Annotated in this window: 18 protein-coding genes; 7 read left to right on the forward strand and 11 right to left on the reverse strand. The window is 59.3% G+C overall.

Going from position 1 to position 17,986, the window contains the following annotated elements; translation table 11 throughout:
• Window positions 1–186: 186 nt before the first annotated feature.
• From INS93_RS22585 to INS93_RS22630, 10 genes are all read right to left on the reverse strand, one after another.
• On the reverse strand, window positions 187–720 hold the full coding sequence (locus tag INS93_RS22585; RefSeq protein ID WP_192985600.1) for a fimbrial protein: 534 nt from the start codon (window positions 718–720) through the stop codon (window positions 187–189).
• A gap of 282 nt (window positions 721–1,002) precedes the next feature.
• Window positions 1,003–1,809 carry a hypothetical protein gene (locus INS93_RS22590; RefSeq protein ID WP_192985601.1) on the reverse strand — a complete coding sequence of 269 codons (807 nt, stop codon included), beginning with the start codon at window positions 1,807–1,809 and terminating at the stop codon, window positions 1,003–1,005.
• A gap of 163 nt (window positions 1,810–1,972) precedes the next feature.
• A complete protein-coding gene (locus INS93_RS22595; RefSeq protein WP_192985602.1) occupies window positions 1,973–2,530 on the reverse strand; it encodes a fimbrial protein in 558 nt (185 codons plus the stop codon).
• An 11-nt stretch (window positions 2,531–2,541) separates the two neighbouring features.
• Window positions 2,542–3,015 (reverse strand): fimbrial protein, encoded by a 474-nt coding sequence (locus INS93_RS22600; protein WP_192985603.1) that lies wholly within the window; start codon window positions 3,013–3,015, stop codon window positions 2,542–2,544.
• Between the two features lie 10 nt (window positions 3,016–3,025).
• Entirely contained in the window at window positions 3,026–3,550 is a 525-nt protein-coding gene (locus INS93_RS22605) for a fimbrial protein (RefSeq protein ID WP_192985604.1), read from the reverse strand.
• Complete coding sequence (locus tag INS93_RS22610; RefSeq protein WP_192985605.1) at window positions 3,547–4,059, reverse strand: fimbrial protein; 513 nt, start codon at window positions 4,057–4,059, stop codon at window positions 3,547–3,549. Before INS93_RS22610 ends, INS93_RS22605 begins: the two co-directional genes overlap by 4 nt.
• Before the next feature lie 135 nt (window positions 4,060–4,194).
• Complete coding sequence (locus INS93_RS22615; protein ID WP_226945694.1) at window positions 4,195–4,956, reverse strand: fimbria/pilus periplasmic chaperone; 762 nt, start codon at window positions 4,954–4,956, stop codon at window positions 4,195–4,197.
• A gap of 90 nt (window positions 4,957–5,046) precedes the next feature.
• Window positions 5,047–7,548, reverse strand: coding sequence for an outer membrane usher protein (locus INS93_RS22620; RefSeq protein WP_192985607.1), 2,502 nt, complete (start codon window positions 7,546–7,548; stop codon window positions 5,047–5,049).
• A gap of 12 nt (window positions 7,549–7,560) precedes the next feature.
• Window positions 7,561–8,112: a fimbrial protein gene (locus INS93_RS22625; RefSeq protein ID WP_192985608.1), complete on the reverse strand. Its 552-nt coding sequence runs from the start codon at window positions 8,110–8,112 to the stop codon at window positions 7,561–7,563.
• An 88-nt stretch (window positions 8,113–8,200) separates the two neighbouring features.
• Complete coding sequence (locus INS93_RS22630) at window positions 8,201–8,743, reverse strand: fimbrial protein (protein WP_192985609.1); 543 nt, start codon at window positions 8,741–8,743, stop codon at window positions 8,201–8,203.
• Window positions 8,744–9,287: 544 nt separating this feature from the next.
• Between INS93_RS22630 and INS93_RS22635 the strand changes: the two genes are divergently transcribed.
• The 7 genes from INS93_RS22635 to INS93_RS22665 all read left to right on the forward strand — a co-directional run bounded on the left by INS93_RS22635 (window position 9,288) and on the right by INS93_RS22665 (window position 17,023).
• A complete protein-coding gene (locus tag INS93_RS22635) occupies window positions 9,288–9,866 on the forward strand; it encodes a fimbrial protein (protein WP_226945695.1) in 579 nt (192 codons plus the stop codon).
• A gap of 386 nt (window positions 9,867–10,252) precedes the next feature.
• Window positions 10,253–10,975, forward strand: coding sequence for a molecular chaperone (locus INS93_RS22640; RefSeq protein ID WP_192985610.1), 723 nt, complete (start codon window positions 10,253–10,255; stop codon window positions 10,973–10,975).
• Window positions 10,950–11,504: a fimbrial protein gene (locus INS93_RS22645; protein ID WP_192985611.1), complete on the forward strand. Its 555-nt coding sequence runs from the start codon at window positions 10,950–10,952 to the stop codon at window positions 11,502–11,504. The genes INS93_RS22640 and INS93_RS22645 overlap by 26 nt, the downstream gene beginning before the upstream one ends.
• A gap of 26 nt (window positions 11,505–11,530) precedes the next feature.
• Window positions 11,531–12,250: a molecular chaperone gene (locus tag INS93_RS22650; protein ID WP_192985612.1), complete on the forward strand. Its 720-nt coding sequence runs from the start codon at window positions 11,531–11,533 to the stop codon at window positions 12,248–12,250.
• The gene (locus INS93_RS22655; RefSeq protein ID WP_192985613.1) at window positions 12,247–13,029 is read left to right on the forward strand and encodes a molecular chaperone; all 783 of its coding nucleotides are present in this window, start codon (window positions 12,247–12,249) and stop codon (window positions 13,027–13,029) included. The genes INS93_RS22650 and INS93_RS22655 overlap by 4 nt, the downstream gene beginning before the upstream one ends.
• A 182-nt stretch (window positions 13,030–13,211) precedes the next feature.
• Entirely contained in the window at window positions 13,212–15,854 is a 2,643-nt protein-coding gene (locus INS93_RS22660; protein ID WP_192985614.1) for a fimbria/pilus outer membrane usher protein, read from the forward strand.
• Window positions 15,851–17,023 carry a hypothetical protein gene (locus INS93_RS22665; protein WP_192985615.1) on the forward strand — a complete coding sequence of 391 codons (1,173 nt, stop codon included), beginning with the start codon at window positions 15,851–15,853 and terminating at the stop codon, window positions 17,021–17,023. The genes INS93_RS22660 and INS93_RS22665 overlap by 4 nt, the downstream gene beginning before the upstream one ends.
• A 300-nt stretch (window positions 17,024–17,323) precedes the next feature.
• Here INS93_RS22665 and INS93_RS22670 read toward each other — a convergent pair whose 3' ends face one another.
• Window positions 17,324–17,974: a response regulator gene (locus INS93_RS22670; protein WP_192985616.1), complete on the reverse strand. Its 651-nt coding sequence runs from the start codon at window positions 17,972–17,974 to the stop codon at window positions 17,324–17,326.
• Window positions 17,975–17,986 lie beyond the last annotated feature (12 nt).

The following is a 17,986-nucleotide window of genomic DNA, read 5'->3' on the forward strand; positions in this document are numbered from 1 at the left end:
CCCGGCATTGATTACCCGCATTACAACCTCGGGGCTGTTTGCTCGTAGCCCAGTGCAAAGGTTGTTGTTGCCTTGAATCACCCAGCACAATTGAATGGTTGCTAAGCGCAGCTGGCTCAATCTTGAGTTGAGGTTGAACAACTACAACAGCAGCGCGCTTGCCTGAAGGTTGATGAGCCAGGCTGTTCATAATACTTCCACCGTCAGTGTCGCCGAGGTGCCAAAGTTCCCTGTCGGCAAAATGGCCCCAGGGTTCTGTACAGGCACAGCCATGAAGTTTGGCGCTACTGCGGTGTAGGTCATTTCGAACGTTTCATTGAGGTTCAGCGGGGTATTGTCGGGCTTGAGCAAGCGCACACCCAGGTCCGTAAAATTGGTTGCCAGCACGTTGGGGTCGAACGTGGCACCGGGATTACCCGCAAACTTAAAGCGCAAGGTGGAGGGATTGCCCGTGCAGTTCAAACCAAAGATCATGTTTTGCCGGTAATTGGTGCCGTTGATCATGTCAGTGCGCAGGGTGTCACCAAAGTGCACCTCAATATGATCACCGACGTTGCCATTGATCACGCAAGCCGGGCCGCTGAATACAGTACCGCCGATGCTGACCGTCGTCGTCGTACCGGCCTCGACCGCTGCAACACACAGCAAGGTGCCGCCCAAAACAGCGAGCGCGCTACATAGCGCGCCTTGGCGCGGGATAACTCTAGAAAATCTATTCATTATTCCTCCTGACGTCGACATAGGGTCAGGCGACATACATGCCCGCCCTACCCGCCATTCTTGCGGCAAGCCAAAGACTTGCGACGCTCCCTATAACTTAATGACTACCCGACTCGTACAAATGAATGCCTTCAATGTTTAATCCGAACACATCCAGCCTTGATAACACCCATTTGTCAGCTGCTTGATGCTGCTCTACCAGGTATCAATCCGCACAGTTCACCTCACAACTGCGCCAGTGCTACTGAGCAAGCCGCCGGATTTGGGGATGCCGGACGACACTCAGTAGAAGTCGGCAAACACCAGGAAATACAGCTCAGCCGGCCCCGCCGGAGCATTGGCCTCTACAGTCAGTTCGCTTTTCAGGGTGAAGCTCGCGGTTCCGTTCACCGTCAGGTTTCGGGTGGACTGGTTATCGAACAGCAGCTTGCCGGATACCCAGACCGTGCCATTGACGAACTGTGAGGAAAGTTGCGCATTAACCGATTGGTTGCAGTTGACCGTACCGGTGACTTCCTTGACCGACGTTTCTCCTGTAGTGACAGTGCCGTGATCAATCTGAGACGGGAGATTCAGCGTACAGCTCAGGTTGGGCGGCGGCACCTTGCCACATTGCCCACCTGGCAATACCTGGCCTGTCCGAGTTCCCGAGCCAGAGCCCGCAAACACTTGGAAGGCATAGCAAGTGGTCTCCAGCCTAACGTTATAAGGCCACATCTGCCGGGTGTAACCACCAGAGGTGCCGTGTTGAGCAACCCACTTGACATAAGCGTCATAGGTGGTCTGGCCCTGTTGAATGATTATTTTTTCAGCGATGAGAGAGGGGTTGTTGAGAGCACCATATGGAAATGAGCCTCTAGGATCATAAGGCCCAACCGTCACGATGCAGCCGTCTGAAGTAAAACAAATGGGCGAGTGGTCCGACTCCGAGGGCCAGCCCCATAGAAATGTTCCATAGCCATTGAATGGAGTAGCGTTTTCCACAGCACCCCAGGAGGCAGCCTGCAGATCACTGGCGACGGACAACAACACGCCAGAAACGAAGGTCGCGACCAGGTAACTGAGCCTGTTGCTAAATAGTTTTTTCATACTTCATCAAACCTCTGCCCACGTACCGACGCGAACAATGACGCTGTGTTCTCTGGCCAACAGCGGATCACGGTGTCCCCGCTGCCGGTAACGTTAAAACCCTGACGACAGTTGCCTTTCCCTTTGCCGCAACCGGCACGATGCACTCATGCATTACGTGATCTCACTGATAGGTCAGCAAAAACTCCGCCGTGGCTTTGAAGTTGCCCAGTTCTATTGCCTGAGTGTTCTGCGCCGTGGGCTCTGCCTTGAGGTAGGCCTGCAGCGGAATAATCAGGTTGCCGGATGGCAGCGTCAGGGACATGCCGCTGGTATCGTTGATCGGTAGCGGTTGCCCACCTGCAGTCTGCAGGCCGACAACCACGCCGCTTGCCGTACTGCCGCCATCGAACGCCAGAAAACCAGGCAGCTCGGTGCTTTCCGTACCTTTGAAAGTCAACTTGACGCCGGTCAGTACGCTGTTGTCGCAGTCGTCCAGGTGCAGCGAGAACGCACGAACCGGCGTCTCGCCATAGCGGTACAGGTAGCGGTCGATCACGGTGTTGAAGTTCAGCTCGATATCGTCGTCACCCGCACGCAGGTTGCAGGCTGCCTCGACCAACGCACCGGTAAATTCAAGGTTGTCTGCCGCCTGCGCGGGGCCGCCAAATAGCAGCGGCGATACCAGCGCCAGCGCCAGGCCGGCGCGCTTGGCGCGGTTTGGGGTGTGCCATTGAGTCATCGTGCGCGCTCCTATTGGTAGTCGGCCATCAGGGTGGCGGTGGCATTGAATACGCCTGTTTCCGGGGTATTGCCCGGGTCAGCCACCGGCACGGCCACCAGTGCAGGCAGGCTCGCAGGATTGACGACGATTGGCGTATTGAGCGTGAACGGCTGCCCCCCTACGTTGATGCGAATGCCCAGGCCGACGACGTTGGTCTGGATTGCCGCATCATCGAACAGTGTTTCCGTCCCTTGAAGGGTCAGACGGACCGTGCCGGGCGCATCGCAGACGATCTGGTAATTGATGGGTTTGCTGTAATTTTCACCATCGAGGTTGCGTATGATCACGCCGTTACCGAAGTCCAACCGGATCACGTCATTGTTATTGATGGTGCACGGGATGGACTCGACCAACCCGCCAGAGAAGTTGACCTGCACGGCCTGGGCACCACTGGCGACAGCCAGGGCCAGCCAAAGCAAGCCTGAAATGTGATTCGCTTTCATTTCTGCGTCCTCAATCATAGTCGACCAGCAGCGTGGCGGCTGCCGTGAAAGTGCCACCGCTCAGGGTGCTGCCGACTTTCTTGATGGGGATGGCGGTAAATGTGGGTACAGCCGGGTAATCAAAATGAACCCATGTGTTCAATGGCATCGACAAGCCGCCATCCCTGCGCAGCTCAATCGCCAAATCGGTCTTGGTCGTAGCCAGCGTAAGTGGCTTGATGGCTGTGGCAGGATCACCTACGAACTGTAATTTGAGCGCACTACGGTTGATGGCGGCTGCCTTGGTGCAGTCCAGCGTAAAATTGATCGGGCGCTCATAATTCACGCCATCGATCCGCCCAGCCAGCATGTCATTGCCAAAGTCCACGCTGATATCGGTGTTGCCGTTGATCACGCACGGTGGCGGATCAATCAGCTTGCCGGTGAAGGAGACGTCGATGGCCTGAGCGGAGGCGGCGCAAGCAAGCGTGCCGAGAAGCAGCGCCATGCTCAAAGCGGCGCGTTTAAAGGAGCATTGATCAATCAGCATGTTCATTGAACCTCCATCGTCAGTGTTGCCGAGGCTGAAAAACTACCGGTTGGCAAAGTGGCCCCAGGGCGCTGTACCGGTACGGCCTTGAAAGCGGGCGCGCCGATGACGGTCACGGCGAATTCGTCGTTGAGGTTCAGGGCACTGCCATCGGGCTTGAGCAAGCGCACGCCCAGGTCAGGAAAACTGGTTGCCAGCACATTGGGGTCGAACGTGGCGCCGGTATTACCCGAGAACTTGAAGCGCAAGGTGGATGGGCTACCCGAGCAACTCAGGCTGAAGGGGATCGGCTTCTCGTAATTGACACCGTCGATCATGTCGGTGCGCAGGGTGTCGCCAAAGGGCACGTCGATACGCCCGGCCGCATTACCCACGATGGAGCAGCGTGGCCCGTCGAGAATGATGGCCTTGACCGTGACGTAATGGGTGAGCGCGCTCGCCTGTTGCAGCGAACACGCCATGCCCATGGCGACACAGACAGTCACACGGGATACACCCTTGACCCACCTGCGCATGGGGCTCTGCTTGGAAAACCTGGTCATCACTCAACCTGACGTAGACAGGGGCCAAACCAACCAGAAATAACCCTGGCCTGGCCTGCTTGTGCATTGAAGTTTCCAGCAGGTGGCATCCTGCCTGCTGGCTGTTCGTTACTGGCTGCGCTTGGTTTCATCGACGCTGCAGCTCGTGCCGTTGCAGCGGAATGTCAGCACGGGCTGACCGCCGTAATCGTTGACGTACACGAGCACCGGCGTGGCGCCGAGTGCGGCGGCGCTGCCACCGAGTTTGGCGCTACCCAGCGGCGGAACCATGAGGGGCTCGAACCCATCGACCACGTCGCCGCCTTTCTTGGCGCTGGCCCCGACGAGGGTGACGTAGTACGGGCTCGGGTTCTTGACGGTGTAGCTGTCGCCTGTTTTTTCCAGGGTGATTTTTTCCTGGAACGGGATGGCCTGCTGCTTGGCGGCTTCTGCGGCCAGTTCAGTGGGGCGGTAGAACATCTTGATACGGGTCTGCAGGGCGATCTGCAGGACGTTGGGCTTGTCGCTCTGCGGCGGAATCTCGCGCAGGTTGAAGTAGAACAGCGACTCACGGTCCTGCGGCAGCTGGCTGGCACCCGGCAGCGCCTGGATTTTCACCTGGGTCTGGCTGTCGGGTTCGACGCGCTGCACGGGTGGCAGCACGGCAAAGGGGCTCTGGTTATCGAGCTTGACGCCCTCCTCGTTCTCCAGCCAGCCCTGCGCCAGGTAGGGCAGTTCGGTGTTCTGGTTGCGCACGGTGAGGCTGACCGACTTTTCGTTACCGGGGAAGATCACCCGGGTACGATCCAGAGCGATGGCCGCCTGAGCCTGCGGCGCCACGGTGGCGACCGCCATGATGGCCAGCAGGCCGGTGATTACAGTCTGTTTCATGTTCATCTTTACTCCTGAGGGCGACGCCGAGGGTTGTTTTGAGTCCCGCTCGGCGTGCCTTTCACTGTTCATTGGCGTCGTGGCGACGGGTCAACCCTTGATGCAAGACAAGGGAAGTGTAGTGGCCATGTCTGCGGGCAAATCATTCGGGATGGTCATGCGGCATTGCTCACGACCCGCCCAGTGTGCGGTGAAGGTGTCACCTGGCTTGAGTCCGGTGAGGTAGGCTTCGCCGGCATCGGTCACCATGCCCACTTCCTGCTGCCGGGCATTGAGCACGGCGGCGCCGAAGGGCGGTGTGGACCCATCACCAAGACGGATCGCGGCAATGGCCTTGGCCCCGGAGATCACGTCGAAGTGACGGTAGCCAATGGCGCCTTCGGTCAGCGTGCCCTGCACCACCGAGGCCGTGGCATCGGCGTTTTCCGGCAGTTTGTTGACATCGATCTGCACGCTGTTGCGGTAATAGCTGCTGATGTCCGTGACCACAGCTTTGCCGAAGTGGTTGGTTCTCACCGAGCTGCCATAACCGCCGACCGGTACATCGGCCACGCCATCGGTGTCCACGAGCATCCGGGTACCACCGAGGGTATTGACCCGGTGCAGGGCTCCCCCTTCAGCCGTCAGGGTTGCACCACCGACCATCGACACACCGACCTGGCGATACTGACTGCCGACGGCACTGGCCGTGGCATCGACCTGGGCGTAGGTGCCGCGGTGCGAGTAATAGCCACCGACATCGGACTTGCCGTCCGTCTCACCGGCGCGAACCTGGTAGTAATCCGCCTCGTTCACACGGTCGGAATAGGTGGCCGCGTTGCTGTGGCTGCCCGCACTGAACGAACCGTTGTAGCCGACGGTGCCGCCCTTGCCCCAGGGCATGGTCAGTGACAGGTACATGCCCTGATCGCGCTCGTTGCTTCTGTCCTGATTGCGGTAGGCGGTCAGTGACAGGCTGACGTTGCGGTACTCGCCGAAGTCGAAATAGCGTGCGACCGACAGGTTGTAGCGGTCCGACGCGCCGCGGTTCCAGTAGGTCTGGTGGTTGACGTTGAAGTAGACGCTGGTCTTCTGGTCGGGGAACTGCTGGTTGAAGCTGACGGTGTAGAGTTCCTTGCCACGCGACAGCACCTGACCACCGGGGCTGTCCAGTGCGCTGACGTAATCGGACATCGACAGGAAGGTGTCGTCCGAGAAGCGGTAGCCGGCGAACGTCACCTGGCTGTTGGTTTCGTCGAAGCGCTTGGAATAGCTCAGGCGATAGGAACGCCCGGTCAGCTTGCCGGCCTCCGGCAGATCGGCACTGGAGTGAGTAACGTCCGCAGACAGTGCACCAAAGGCCATCAGGTCACGACCGATACCAGCCGACAGGGCGTTGTAGTCGTTGCTGGTCAGCGCGCCGCCGTAAAGCGACCAGCCATTGGTCACACCCCAGGAGAACTCGCCACCGGCGAACAACGGACCGTTGACATTGTGGTCCCAGTCAGTCGGCCGGCCGCCCATGAGCTTGTAGCGCAACTGGCCTGGACGGGTCAGGTACGGAATGGACGCGGTATCGACCTGGAAATTCTGCGTGCTGCCGTCGGCTTCTTCGACGCGCACGTCGAGCTTGCCCGCCACCGCGCTGTCCAGATCCTGGACGCGGAACAGACCGGCCGGTACCAGCACTTCCTTGATGACGCGGCCCTGCTGGCTGATCACCACCTTGGCGTTGGTACGGGCGACGCCGGTCACTTCCGGGGCATAGCCACGCAGGTTGGGCGGCAGCATGTTGTCGTCGGTCACCAGGCTGGCGCCGAGGAAGCGGAAGCTGTCGAACACATCGGAATAGAGGTAGTCCTCGCCCACCGTCAGCTTGGCGCGCAGCGGCGCAATGGCGCGGTACGCGTTGTACTGGGTCCAGTCGAAGGTATCCTCGCTGCCACGCCCGGAGCCGGACTGATGGCGCGCCTGCCAGTTGGCACGCAGGCGCCATGCACCGATGTTGGCGCCCACCACCCCGATGCCACCGATGCTCTGGTTGCGAGTACCATCGCGGTCCTGCCACTGGTTCTGCGCGTTGACGTTGTAGTCCAGCAGCAGGCCGGCAACACCCTCTTCCCACCGCGCAGGCGGATCCCAGTTCGGACTGCTGTACTCGATATAGGCTTGCGGGACACTCATGCTGAGCACGCCGGCACCGATGTCACCCGTGACGGACATGCCGTCAAGGCTGCTCAGCGCCAGGCACTGCTCGCCGCTCCACCAGGTCAGGGTTTTCTGGGCGCTGGCGGTAAGACCGATCAGCTCGACCAGCTCAGGGGTCAGGCACGCCTCGCTGCCTTTGGGATCATCTTCCGGCGCCATGAAGGACACGCTACGTGCCGGCATGGTTACGCCATTGAGTTTGATCGCCAGTTCATAAGTGCCGGGCAGGATAAAACCCTTCTGGTTGAATACGCTCAGATCGATGTTTTCACGATCCTTGCTATCGAGAATATCCGTGTTGAAACGAATTTCTTTTGCCTGAACAGCACCGACAGCTCCAACCAGCGCACCCAAACCAAGGCTTATGGAAACAGCAAGAAGGGAGCGGGAAAGATTCCGCGCCATGAAATGACCCCTTTAGTAGTAATCCATCTTGAAACGGATAACAGAGCGGTAATCACCCGCTCGAAGTGGTTGCTGGTTGGCGACCACTGCCACGGTGTAATCCAGTTGTTTTTCACCCGAGGCGAGCGCGCGCTCAGGCAAAGGGCGTCCGGGCTCAGCCACAGCGCCAAGCGCATCGCGGATCACCAGAGCGATGCCCTGGGCACTGCCGATAACGCCAAAGTAATCGCGCTCTTGCTGACCATCGAAGGTCACGGCAAAGCGCCGCCGATCCGACTCGAGGTCGGTACGCCCGGGATAACAGCCAACCAGGCGAATGGAAAAATCTCGTTGCGGGCCACGCCCGGCGAGCGCGAGCTCACTGAGGGGAAAGGTATCCATGACCAAGGCCTGGTCACGGTCGCCCACTTCAATGTCGCAAGGCGCCTCCAGAATGGAGCCCGTCATGCCGACGTAGCCGCGCCCAATGATTTCGGCACTCTGAGCACCGCTCGAAAGCACCAGGACCCCAAACATCAACAGGCATTGCGCCACGCGGGGCGATACGTCATGAGTCGATCTCATCTGACCTGCTCCACGCACTCAAAAAAAACCTGCGACAAGGAAGGACTGCCGCAGGTTATTCGTCGCCGTCAGGAAGACGGCAAGCGGCTTACTGGTAGGCCAGGACGAAGTTGGCCGGTACCTGGAAGCTACCCGGAACCACGTCGATGCCAGTGCCAGCGCCTTTGAGCTTGGCAGTGAAGGACAGAGTGGCGTTGGCGCCATCAGCGATCTGACGAGCAGCAGTGGCGGTGTTCAGCTCAACACGAGTGCTGTCAGCAGTGGCCAGCTCGATGAAGGCACCCGAGGCGCTGCCGAGCAGGCCGAGGTTGCCGGCACCCGACGGGTAGGTGGACTCGGTACCAGTGAAGGTGACGGTGACGGTGTCCTTGACACCAGCGACCGGAACGGCGCAGTCGGTCAGCTCGATGCTGAAGGCAACCGGAGTGGAAGCACCGCCATCGGCCAGAGCGACGTTGGAAACAGCACCCAGGGAAACGGTCTGGTCCAGGGACTCAGGAGCGATGGAGCAAGGCGCGTCGATGATCGAACCAACGAAGGTCACTTTGCCCGAACCCTGGTCAGCAGCATTAGCGGCAGTAGCAACACCGATAGCCATCAGAGTAGCCAGTGCAATGCGATTCAGTTTCATGTGTATACATTCCTATGGATTAGTCACTAGATCCAAACTCCGGAGCAACCGAAGTACGTCAGGAGTTGGTGAGCGAATTGTCATGGGAAAAGCACGACACGTATTTAAGAAGATTCTGAATGACGCATTGCTTTGTTTTTTTAGGAAATTTCTTAGACCTGCGCAGCACGACCTTTGTATTAAGAAGATACCCAATGAAACTTTGCAAATAAACTTTGTGCCCTTGAAGTTTATCTGTCGCAGCAACGCGCCTCGCGATAAATCGTCAACAGCACCTGCACTCGAGCCAACGATTTCAACGAGCGCCACGGGTAAATGAACGCGACAGACTCCCGCGCCCCCTTACAGACAAATAAGAAAATTCCTATGGAATAAGAATTTTCTTATTCCCGACCGATCGGTCACAACGCGAAAGTAGCGCGGCTGCATCGGCTGGTGATCTACGACAACCACTGCCCTGTACCGCCCATTGCAGACAGGCCAGATGCGCTGCCGACATGCGTCACCGGCTCTGATGAACAGCCAACGCCGTACGAACACCCGAATGTCGCAGCCATTTCACAACCGAAAGGAAATCGTTATGCGTAAATCATTTATTGCTTTGGCTCTTCTCGCCGCGATGGGCTCCGCCCAGGCAGCCAGCAACGCAGAGATCACCATTACCGGTAATGTGGTGAAGGTCACCTGCGATGTCAGCCTGTCCAAAACCGCTCTCGATCTGGGCAACTGGGCGCCGGCCGACTTTACAGCTGCCTCCACGCCCGTCACAGGCAGTATCAAGCAGTTCACCGTCAGCCTGAACGATTGCGCCGGTACTCCGCTGGCCGGTGAGCAGGCCAGCCTGCTGGTAAGCGGCCAAACCCTCGCGGGCTTCAACAGCATCTTCCAGGGCAGTGCCGGCGACAACGGCAACGTCGGCGTGATGATCGCCCCGGTGGCAACCCCAACCGCCTATATTTCGGCCGGTGACAGCATCCTGAACACCACGGCAGGCACACCGCCAGCCCTGAGCGACTTCAACGGTCAGGAGATTGCCTTGCAGGCGGGCCTGGCGTCCTCTTCGGCGACCGCGCAAACCGGTACTGTGCACGCGCCGATCCTGTTCTCTTTCGCTTACAACTGAGCAGAAAGCTGATCGGGCAGGTTCATGCGCGGGCCAGATACCGCGCATGAACCGCACAGCATGTGGCGCCATACGCTAAACGCGTCGTGCAGTCGAGCCCTCTGGTTTATCTGCGCTGATACCTGGGCACGGCCCCTTGTTCTATCAAGCAGCCTGCCAGGCATCGCCGCTGAGTATTGCGTCGGGATGCGGATCCGCCGTCTGACGTCCAGCGAGCACGCCACGGCGCGCCGCCTGTGACTTCCGGCCAGCGGGCGAAGCCCCTGGACACGTGTCGATCACTCGAGCCGAGCCGATCCATCGGCTGGCCTTGCGTATGCCCAACGCTCGAGGCGCAGGAACGCTTGTATCGGGACGGCCTCACTTGCAGGGAGTGTAAAACGCTCATGAATTATTTCGCCGCACGCCCGCTGATCACGACGCTGGTGCTGTCGCTGGCTGCCATCACTGCAGCGCGGGCCGATGGCTTCGGCATCAATGCAACCCGCCTGATCTACCCCCAGGGTGAGCAAAGCATTTCGGTCACCTTGCGTAACACGCAGGTCGATAAACCCTGGCTGGTTCAAGCACTTGTCAGCCAGACGCAGGACAAGCCGGCAAAGGCGCCATTCATGGTCACTCCGCCGCTGTTTCGACTGGAGGCGCAGAGCACCAACCAGGTGCGTATCGCATTTCTCGATCAGCCACTACCGACGGACCGCGAATCGGTCTTTTACTTTTACACCACCGCCATCCCGGCCAGCGAAAAACCCGGCGAGCTCGTTGCAGCATCAGGGATCAAAGGCATGGTGCAGTTCGGCGTGGGCAACATCATCAAACTGTTTTATCGGCCCACGGGGTTACCCGGCTCATCGACAGAGGCGCAGAAGAATCTGCACTTCAAGCGCCGCGAGCATGAGCTGGAAATCAGCAACCCCTCCGCCTTCTTCGTCAGCCTCAACAATGTGACGGTCAATGGCGAGAGTCTGCCGCTCTCCACGCCCGAACAACGCATGCTGGCACCTTACTCCAGCCATGTATGGGCGGTGCAAAAGCCCTCCGGCGAGGTGCTCTGGACAACGATCAACGACTACGGTGGTTTCGATGCGCATCGTGCTGAACTGCATTGAGATCGGCGCACTGGTACTGCTCGGTAGCACGTGCGCGTTTGCAGCGCCTACACAATTGAGGTTTTCCGCGACGCTGGTCGAAGCCAGCTGCGCGATCAGCCTGAGCACGGACACACTTGCGCTGGGCGCTGTCACGCTCAATGACCTGACGCCCAATCGCCTGCTCCTGGCCAAGCCGTTTTCACTGACCGTCGATAGCTGCACCGGCAACCCCCAGCAGTTCGGTCTGGCACCGAAAATCAGGATCACGGGCGAGGGGATCAGCAAGGGCAAGTGGCTGTTTCGCAACAGTGGAAGCGATGCCGCTACCGCCGGCGTGGGTGTCGTGCTGTACAACACCGATAGCCTACCGGCTTACGCCAACCCGGCGCTTCAGAACGGCAGCGTTCTGAATCTGGGCCCCATTGGTACGCTGCCTCTGGGGCGAACACTGACGTTCCATGCCGGCCTTAGCTGCGGCAACGCCTGCACGGCCATTCAGCCAGGCCAGGTGTCAGCCACTGTCCTGTTTGACTTCATTTATCAATGACGCCCGGACGATCAGGAGCATTGAGCATGCACGTCGAACGCTCCCTGGCAGGCTGGCTGTTGTTGACGCTCTCACCCTGCCTCCTGGCCTCCCCTGCTGGCGGCATCAGTCTGGGGCAAACCCGTCTCATCTTCCCCGCCAGTGAGCACGCTCAGAGCCTGTCGATCAAGAACGCAGGCTCAACGCGTTATCTGGTGCAAAGCCGCGTGCAGACGGGTATCGACGACACCTCCGCAGCGCCGTTCATGGTCACCCCGCCGCTGCTGCTGTTGCCTGGCAAGAGCGAGCAATTGCTGCGGGTGCTGTATCAGGGAGCAGCACTTCCCGAGGACAGGGAATCGGTGTTCTACCTGGCGATCACCGCGGTTCCTGCGCAAACCGCAGATACATTCAATGACCGGAAGAATGCAAAGCTGTCGCTGGGTATCCGCTTCATGACCAAGCTGTTCTACCGCCCCGCCAGCCTGACACCCTCGCACGCAGATGCGATCTGCCGGCTGCAGTTCCGGCACACGAACCAGACGCTGCACGCTCATAACCCGACGCCCTACTACATCACCCTGGGCACCCTGATCGTCGCCGGCAAGACGCTCGATCTTGCCGACCTGGAGCCCATGCTCGCGCCGCATGCCAGCGCAGGTTTTCCCCTCTCAATGCCAGCCGGCCAGGTGCAATGGCAAGCCATTACCGACCACGGCGGCCTGTCGCCGCCGTGCATCGCCAACGCTCAATGGAAACAACCATGAAAGGCGCCCTGACATTCGCACTCGGTCTTTTGCTGACCACTGCAGCGGCGACTTCGCCGGTACAGGCCGCAGCTGTCGATAGCAGCACTGCCCCGTCCTTGCAGCAGGCTCGGACGGGTCTGTCTTTTTCACAACTGCGCATCATTTATCCGGCCCACGCCAGCAAAGGCGTTTCGCTCAACATCCACAACACGAGTGACAGCGCCTATCTGGTGCAAGCCTGGGTCCGGCCGGTTTCCCCCGAGACAGGCAGCGTGGATCTGACATGGGCAGGAGAGCCCAAAATGCCATTTATCGTGACACCTCCCCTCTCTCGCCTGGAGACCCATAGCGAGCACGTATTGCGCATCCGTTACACCGGAGAAGCACTGCCGAAGGATCGGGAATCGATCTTCTTCGTGTCATTGCGTGCCCTGCCGGCACAGCTCGCAACGCAAGGCGCGAATCACGTGGTAATGACGGTCGTCAGCAACCTGAAGCTCTTCTATCGCCCCGCTGGGCTGGCTGAAAAAGCCATTGCCAATGCGTCACGGCAACTCAGATTTCGTCGGGAAGGCGACAGGCTCATCGCGATCAACCCAACGCCGTACTGGTTGACGTTCGCCGCCCTCAGCCTCGGCAGCTTCACCTATGAGGCAGCTGATTTGCGCCTCATGGTTCCGCCCATGGCGGAGCAGCACTACGCCATCCCATCAGCAGCGGAACGCGACGCCAGCGTGAAGTGGCGATTGATTGACGAAGGCAACTGGGAAACACCGGAAAGCCAGCAGGCCCTTTAGGGGGCGTGCGATGCCCAATGCGCAATTACCTGGGCCTGTTGTCGCTTGGTTTGCGGTCGCGCAAGAACGTACGGGAAATGCCACCGCGCTGTCGTTGCTGCGCTAGCCGGAGGCCAGTGCTCGCGGCAATCCGACTCACGGTGAAACGGCAACAGCCCCCAAGCAGTTACGGACATATCGACATGAAGAACAGCCACAGTGGAACGATCATGGCGCGGGCGCTCTCAGCATGGCTGGTCTGCGCCATCATTCCGGCATGGGGCAAGGAATACTTCGACCCGCGCCTGCTTTCAATCGACGGGCAGAGCGTCACCACCGACCTGAGCGCATTCGAGAATTCCGGCCATATCCCGGCGGGCAACTATCTTGTCACCCTCTATGTGAACCAGATTGCCAAGGGTGACTACGCGCTGGACTTCAAACCCGATGCGCAAGGAAAGATCATCCCGATGATCACACCCGCCCTGCTCGATGAGCTGGGCGTCAACACATCCGCCCTGCCGACGCTCAGAACACTGCCCAGGGATGCACCGCTCGATGACCTTGCATCCGTGATCCCGGATGCCTTCTTCAGCCTGGATTTTCCGCAACTTCGACTGGATTTGAGCATTCCACAAATTGCCCTGAAACCCAGCGCGGCAGGTTACAGCGACCCATCGCTCTGGGATCAGGGGGTGCCGGCCATGGTGCTGAACTATTCGCTAAGCGGCGGGCGAAACTGGCAGAGCCTGGGCAATGGAAGCCCTGACAGCACGCAGGACAATCTGTTTCTGAGCCTGCGCAGCGGCGCCAACTGGGAAAACTGGCGCCTTCGCAGCCAATACATCTACACCTACAACAAGGGACACAGCAGCGGCCAACCCGGCTTGCGAACGCATACCAGCGACTTTTCCAATACCTACCTGCAAACCGACATACAGCCGTGGCGGGCGGAGCTTGCCATTGGTGAAACCAGCACGGGTAACGATGTATTCGACAGCATTGCGTTCAAGGGCGTGAGGCTCAACTCGAACGATCAGATGCTACCGATCAATCAGCGTGGCTTCGCGCCCATGATCAGCGGAATCGCCAACACCAACGCGCGCGTAACCATCACGCAAAATGGCAATGTGATCTACCAGACCTATGTCGCTCCCGGTGCCTTCCGCATCAATGATCTGCATCAAACCGGGCTCGGGGGCGACTTGCTCCTCACGATCACCGAAGCAGACGGCAGCGTGCGTACGCAGACCATCGCCAGCTCCTCTTTGCCGGTCATGCTGCGCCCCTACGTTTCGCGATTCGAGATCACCGCCGGTCGTTACGACGGCGGCGTCACCCTGCACTCTCGCGAAGCGCCCTTCGTGCTGGGTACGTTGATCTACGGCCTGCCGCACAACTTCACACTTTATGGCGGGACACTGGTGGCCGATGACTATCTGTCGGCTGCCGGTGGCATCGGTTTATCGATGGGCTCTCTGGGCGCCCTGTCGGCCGATGTCACAGCGGCACGTGCCAGACTCGATGACAACGAAGGGCTCAGGACGGGCAACTCCTACCGAGTGCGCTACGCCAAAAACGTCATCACGACCGGCACCTCGATCGATCTGGCCGCCTACCGCTATTCAACCCGCGACTACTACAGTTTTGCCGACTTCAACAACGCGGGTTATGAGCTGACACCAGGCCAATTGCCCTGGACCCTGGCAAGACAGCGTTCGAGTTTCCAGGCACGCATCAATCAACAGTTGAATGCCTGGGGGGCCCTGTACCTGTCGCACTCGCGTTATGACTACTGGGGCAACGACGAGGTCAACACCAATATCGCCGCGGGTTACAGCACCAGCTTCCACGGCATCAACTACGGCCTTGCATACAGCGTCAGTCGGGTTCAGCGGCAAGACAATTCCTGGCCGGAAACCCGTCAGATCGCGCTGACCCTGCAGGCGCCACTGGACCTGTTCACGGGTCGGGCAAGCCTCAGAAACAGTCGCGCCACCTATCAGATCAGCCGGCGCAACGATGGCGAACTGCAACAGCAAGTGGGTCTGAGCGGCAGCGATGGGCAGGGTCGCCTGTCATGGAACGTCAGTCACAACCGTTCCAACCAGGACGAAAAAGCCAGCAGCAGTAACCTGAACCTGGGTTATCAGGGCAGCAACGGCGCAGCCAACCTGGGCTACAGCTACAGCGATAGCTACCGTTCGCTCAATCTCAACGGCAATGGCGCTGTGGTCGTGCATCCTCAAGGCATGACCCTGAGTCAATCGACCGGAGATTCGATCGCAGTGGTCAGCGCGCCCGGCGCAGCTGGCACCAGCGTCATGAATGGCGGGGTAACAACGGACAGTCGTGGCTATGCCGTGGTGCCTTATCTGTCGAACTACCAGAGCAACGCGATCAGCCTCAATCCGTCGACGTTGCCGGACGATGTCGACCTGACCCAATCGACCGTGAATGTGTACCCGACCAAGGGCGCCGTGGTGCTGGCCAACTTTGCCACGCGCATCGGTCTGCAGGCACTGCTCACCCTGACGTATCAGGGTCAGCCCCTGCCCTTCGGCACCAGCGTGGCGGTCGAGCCCTCAAACCACGGCGAGGCGGATCGGGGCATCGTCGGTGATGCCGGGCAGGTCTACATGAACGGATTGCCTGAGAGCGGCACGCTGCGCGCGCGTTGGGGCACGGCAGAAGATCAGCAATGCGAAGCGCATTTCGATTTCAGCGAGCAGCGCCCAGAGGATCAGAAAGGCCCGATTCGCAGCCAGTCGACAACCTGTTATCGCATCGATGACGAGCGCCATCTTTCGCTACGGTCATCCCTACACGAAGTGAGCTTGCCATGAATACTCAGTCGCCCCACAAGGCAACCGCCTCGCCAGTACCCGGCCCTGCATGGCTGTTGGCGTTACTGCTGGCGCCCGCCACTCTGCTGGCTGAAACCATCACCATCGGCAAGGGCAGCGGAATCATCTGGGAAGGACTGCCATTCAACGCGACGCTGCAGCATACCGGCAACAATGGCAGCGCCTCTGAAACTGCCCCATTGGCGGGCATCGTGGATTCGTCAGCCAGCAGCATCATGGCCAGCTCGACGCTGATGAATATCGGTGGTTTCCGGGCATTCCCGATTCTGCGCAATGGTCAGCCCACCGGGGTTGGACTGGTGCCACGCACCCAGGTAATTGGCACCTTTCCCCTCAGTGGAGTCGACTCGCCAACACCGTTCAGCGGCACGATAGGGTTACCCACAACAAGTGGCAGCTACACCAACAGTTATGGTTTTCAGTTACCGCTTGGAGAACCCTCTGGAAGGGCCTGGGCGCTGACACCCTGCATCCTGAGCGGTATCTGCAGCGGTATATACAGAGGTGGCGAGCCCATCAACGTGACGCTGGCAGGCAGTTGGGTCATGGTTGCGGACGGCACGCAGCAGGCAGCAGGCAGTATTCCTCTGCCGCCGATGTGGGCAGTCAGCCATGCGTCGCTTCCCTCTACCCGTAAGAACCAGCAGATTTTGCCCGGCGGTCTCGATCTGCGCATTTCCACCATCGATTGCACAGTCAGCGCACCTGCAATCATCAACTTTGGCCAGGTGGGCAAGAATCTCATCGCGCACAGCGAACTGAGCCGCAAGAGCATGCAGGCAGGCGTGAGCTGCAACCAGGAAGCCGATGGTGCGATCTCGGTCGATGTAAACCTCCAGTTCAGGGCGACATCCGGGCTGCACGAAGGCAATCCAGCCTGGCTGGGCGTCAACCAGGGGGCTTCAGGCTCAGTGCCGGCAGCGGCCTATATCACTGGAGAGGTGAGCGGCTTGAGTGGCTCAGGCACCTGCGGCGCCAGCACCGGACTGAAATTCGATCTGTCGCGCACACGGATCGGCCATCTGAACAATACCGAACTGTTGAAAACCTTCGTGCCTCAGTTCATCTGGCGGTTGTGCTCAGGCGGCAGCCAACTGGCGACGGGCGAAGTCAACGCCTCGGCAGAAATGATGGTGACCTTCAATTGAAGGCCACTCCCAGAGCCAGGGCGGCGCGGTATCCACTGACGACATCCGCAACCTGCCCGGCTGGGACACACGATCTGCGGCCTGCACTGCGCGAAGGCAGTCCCTCTTAGCCATCCGCGCGCAAGGCCACTGCGTCATGTGGCTGCGCCGGGTGCGCTGTGTGGCAATCAATAAAACAGTGCCCGCAGTCACCAGCAATCGCTCAAAAAACGCGAGCGAAGTCACTGCGCACTGTCTGCGCTCAGGCTTATGCTTGAGGCACTGATTGAAGACCGTGAAATACGTGTAGGCACAGGCACTTCAGTTGAAGAGATTGGCCTTGAGACAAAAGAGCAATAGCGCCTGGTCAGTATCGACTTCCAACTTGCGCATCGCGGAGATCTTTTGCGCGCTGACCGTCTTGACACTGCGGTTAAGCATCTGGGCAATGTCCCCGACACTCATGCCGGATACGAAGTGGCGCAGCACCTCGTATTCCTTGACCGACAACGACGCCACCCGACCCAGCGTATCATCCTTGCTGGTCATCACCGTATTGGCCGATTGCATGTGGGCACCGCGATACACCTTCCCGCGCATGATCGACCGGAGCGCTACTAGAATTTCCTTGCGGTCGCCGTTTTTCAGCACCACACCGGACACGCCCAAATCGTAGAGGCTGGACAGGATAAGCGGGTTGGACAGCATCGTGAAAATCAGGATACGGGTATTGGAATAACTGCGAAGCAGATACTCCACCAACTTGATGCCATCACCGTAGACCTGGTCACCTGGCATATTGAAGTCGGCAATCGCAATGTCGGGTGCTTGGTTTTGGTAAAGCTCGACCAGTTCGGTGGAGTTCTTTGCCTCACCGACCACGACAATGCTGTCTTCGGCCTCTACGACCTCGCGCACCCCCATCAATACGATGGGATGATCATCTGCCAATACTACTCTGACTTTATCCATACGCTTTTTGAA

This window comes from Pseudomonas sp. EggHat1, assembly GCF_014892995.1.
Taxonomy (GTDB): domain Bacteria; phylum Pseudomonadota; class Gammaproteobacteria; order Pseudomonadales; family Pseudomonadaceae; genus Aquipseudomonas; species Aquipseudomonas chaetocerotis.

Coding starts and splice junctions, on each gene's coding strand:
- INS93_RS22610 (WP_192985605.1), bottom strand. CDS start 4,059: ATGCGCAGGTGGGTCAAGGGTGTATCCCGTGTGACTGTCTGTGTCGCC.
- INS93_RS22595 (WP_192985602.1), bottom strand. CDS start 2,530: ATGACTCAATGGCACACCCCAAACCGCGCCAAGCGCGCCGGCCTGGCG.
- INS93_RS22660 (WP_192985614.1), top strand. CDS start 13,212: ATGAAGAACAGCCACAGTGGAACGATCATGGCGCGGGCGCTCTCAGCA.
- INS93_RS22665 (WP_192985615.1), top strand. CDS start 15,851: ATGAATACTCAGTCGCCCCACAAGGCAACCGCCTCGCCAGTACCCGGC.
- INS93_RS22635 (WP_226945695.1), top strand. CDS start 9,288: ATGTCGCAGCCATTTCACAACCGAAAGGAAATCGTTATGCGTAAATCA.
- INS93_RS22590 (WP_192985601.1), bottom strand. CDS start 1,809: ATGAAAAAACTATTTAGCAACAGGCTCAGTTACCTGGTCGCGACCTTC.
- INS93_RS22605 (WP_192985604.1), bottom strand. CDS start 3,550: ATGAACATGCTGATTGATCAATGCTCCTTTAAACGCGCCGCTTTGAGC.
- INS93_RS22620 (WP_192985607.1), bottom strand. CDS start 7,548: ATGGCGCGGAATCTTTCCCGCTCCCTTCTTGCTGTTTCCATAAGCCTT.
- INS93_RS22655 (WP_192985613.1), top strand. CDS start 12,247: ATGAAAGGCGCCCTGACATTCGCACTCGGTCTTTTGCTGACCACTGCA.
- INS93_RS22585 (WP_192985600.1), bottom strand. CDS start 720: ATGAATAGATTTTCTAGAGTTATCCCGCGCCAAGGCGCGCTATGTAGC.
- INS93_RS22630 (WP_192985609.1), bottom strand. CDS start 8,743: ATGAAACTGAATCGCATTGCACTGGCTACTCTGATGGCTATCGGTGTT.
- INS93_RS22650 (WP_192985612.1), top strand. CDS start 11,531: ATGCACGTCGAACGCTCCCTGGCAGGCTGGCTGTTGTTGACGCTCTCA.
- INS93_RS22600 (WP_192985603.1), bottom strand. CDS start 3,015: ATGAAAGCGAATCACATTTCAGGCTTGCTTTGGCTGGCCCTGGCTGTC.
- INS93_RS22615 (WP_226945694.1), bottom strand. CDS start 4,956: ATGAAACAGACTGTAATCACCGGCCTGCTGGCCATCATGGCGGTCGCC.
- INS93_RS22670 (WP_192985616.1), bottom strand. CDS start 17,974: ATGGATAAAGTCAGAGTAGTATTGGCAGATGATCATCCCATCGTATTG.
- INS93_RS22645 (WP_192985611.1), top strand. CDS start 10,950: ATGCGCATCGTGCTGAACTGCATTGAGATCGGCGCACTGGTACTGCTC.
- INS93_RS22625 (WP_192985608.1), bottom strand. CDS start 8,112: ATGAGATCGACTCATGACGTATCGCCCCGCGTGGCGCAATGCCTGTTG.
- INS93_RS22640 (WP_192985610.1), top strand. CDS start 10,253: ATGAATTATTTCGCCGCACGCCCGCTGATCACGACGCTGGTGCTGTCG.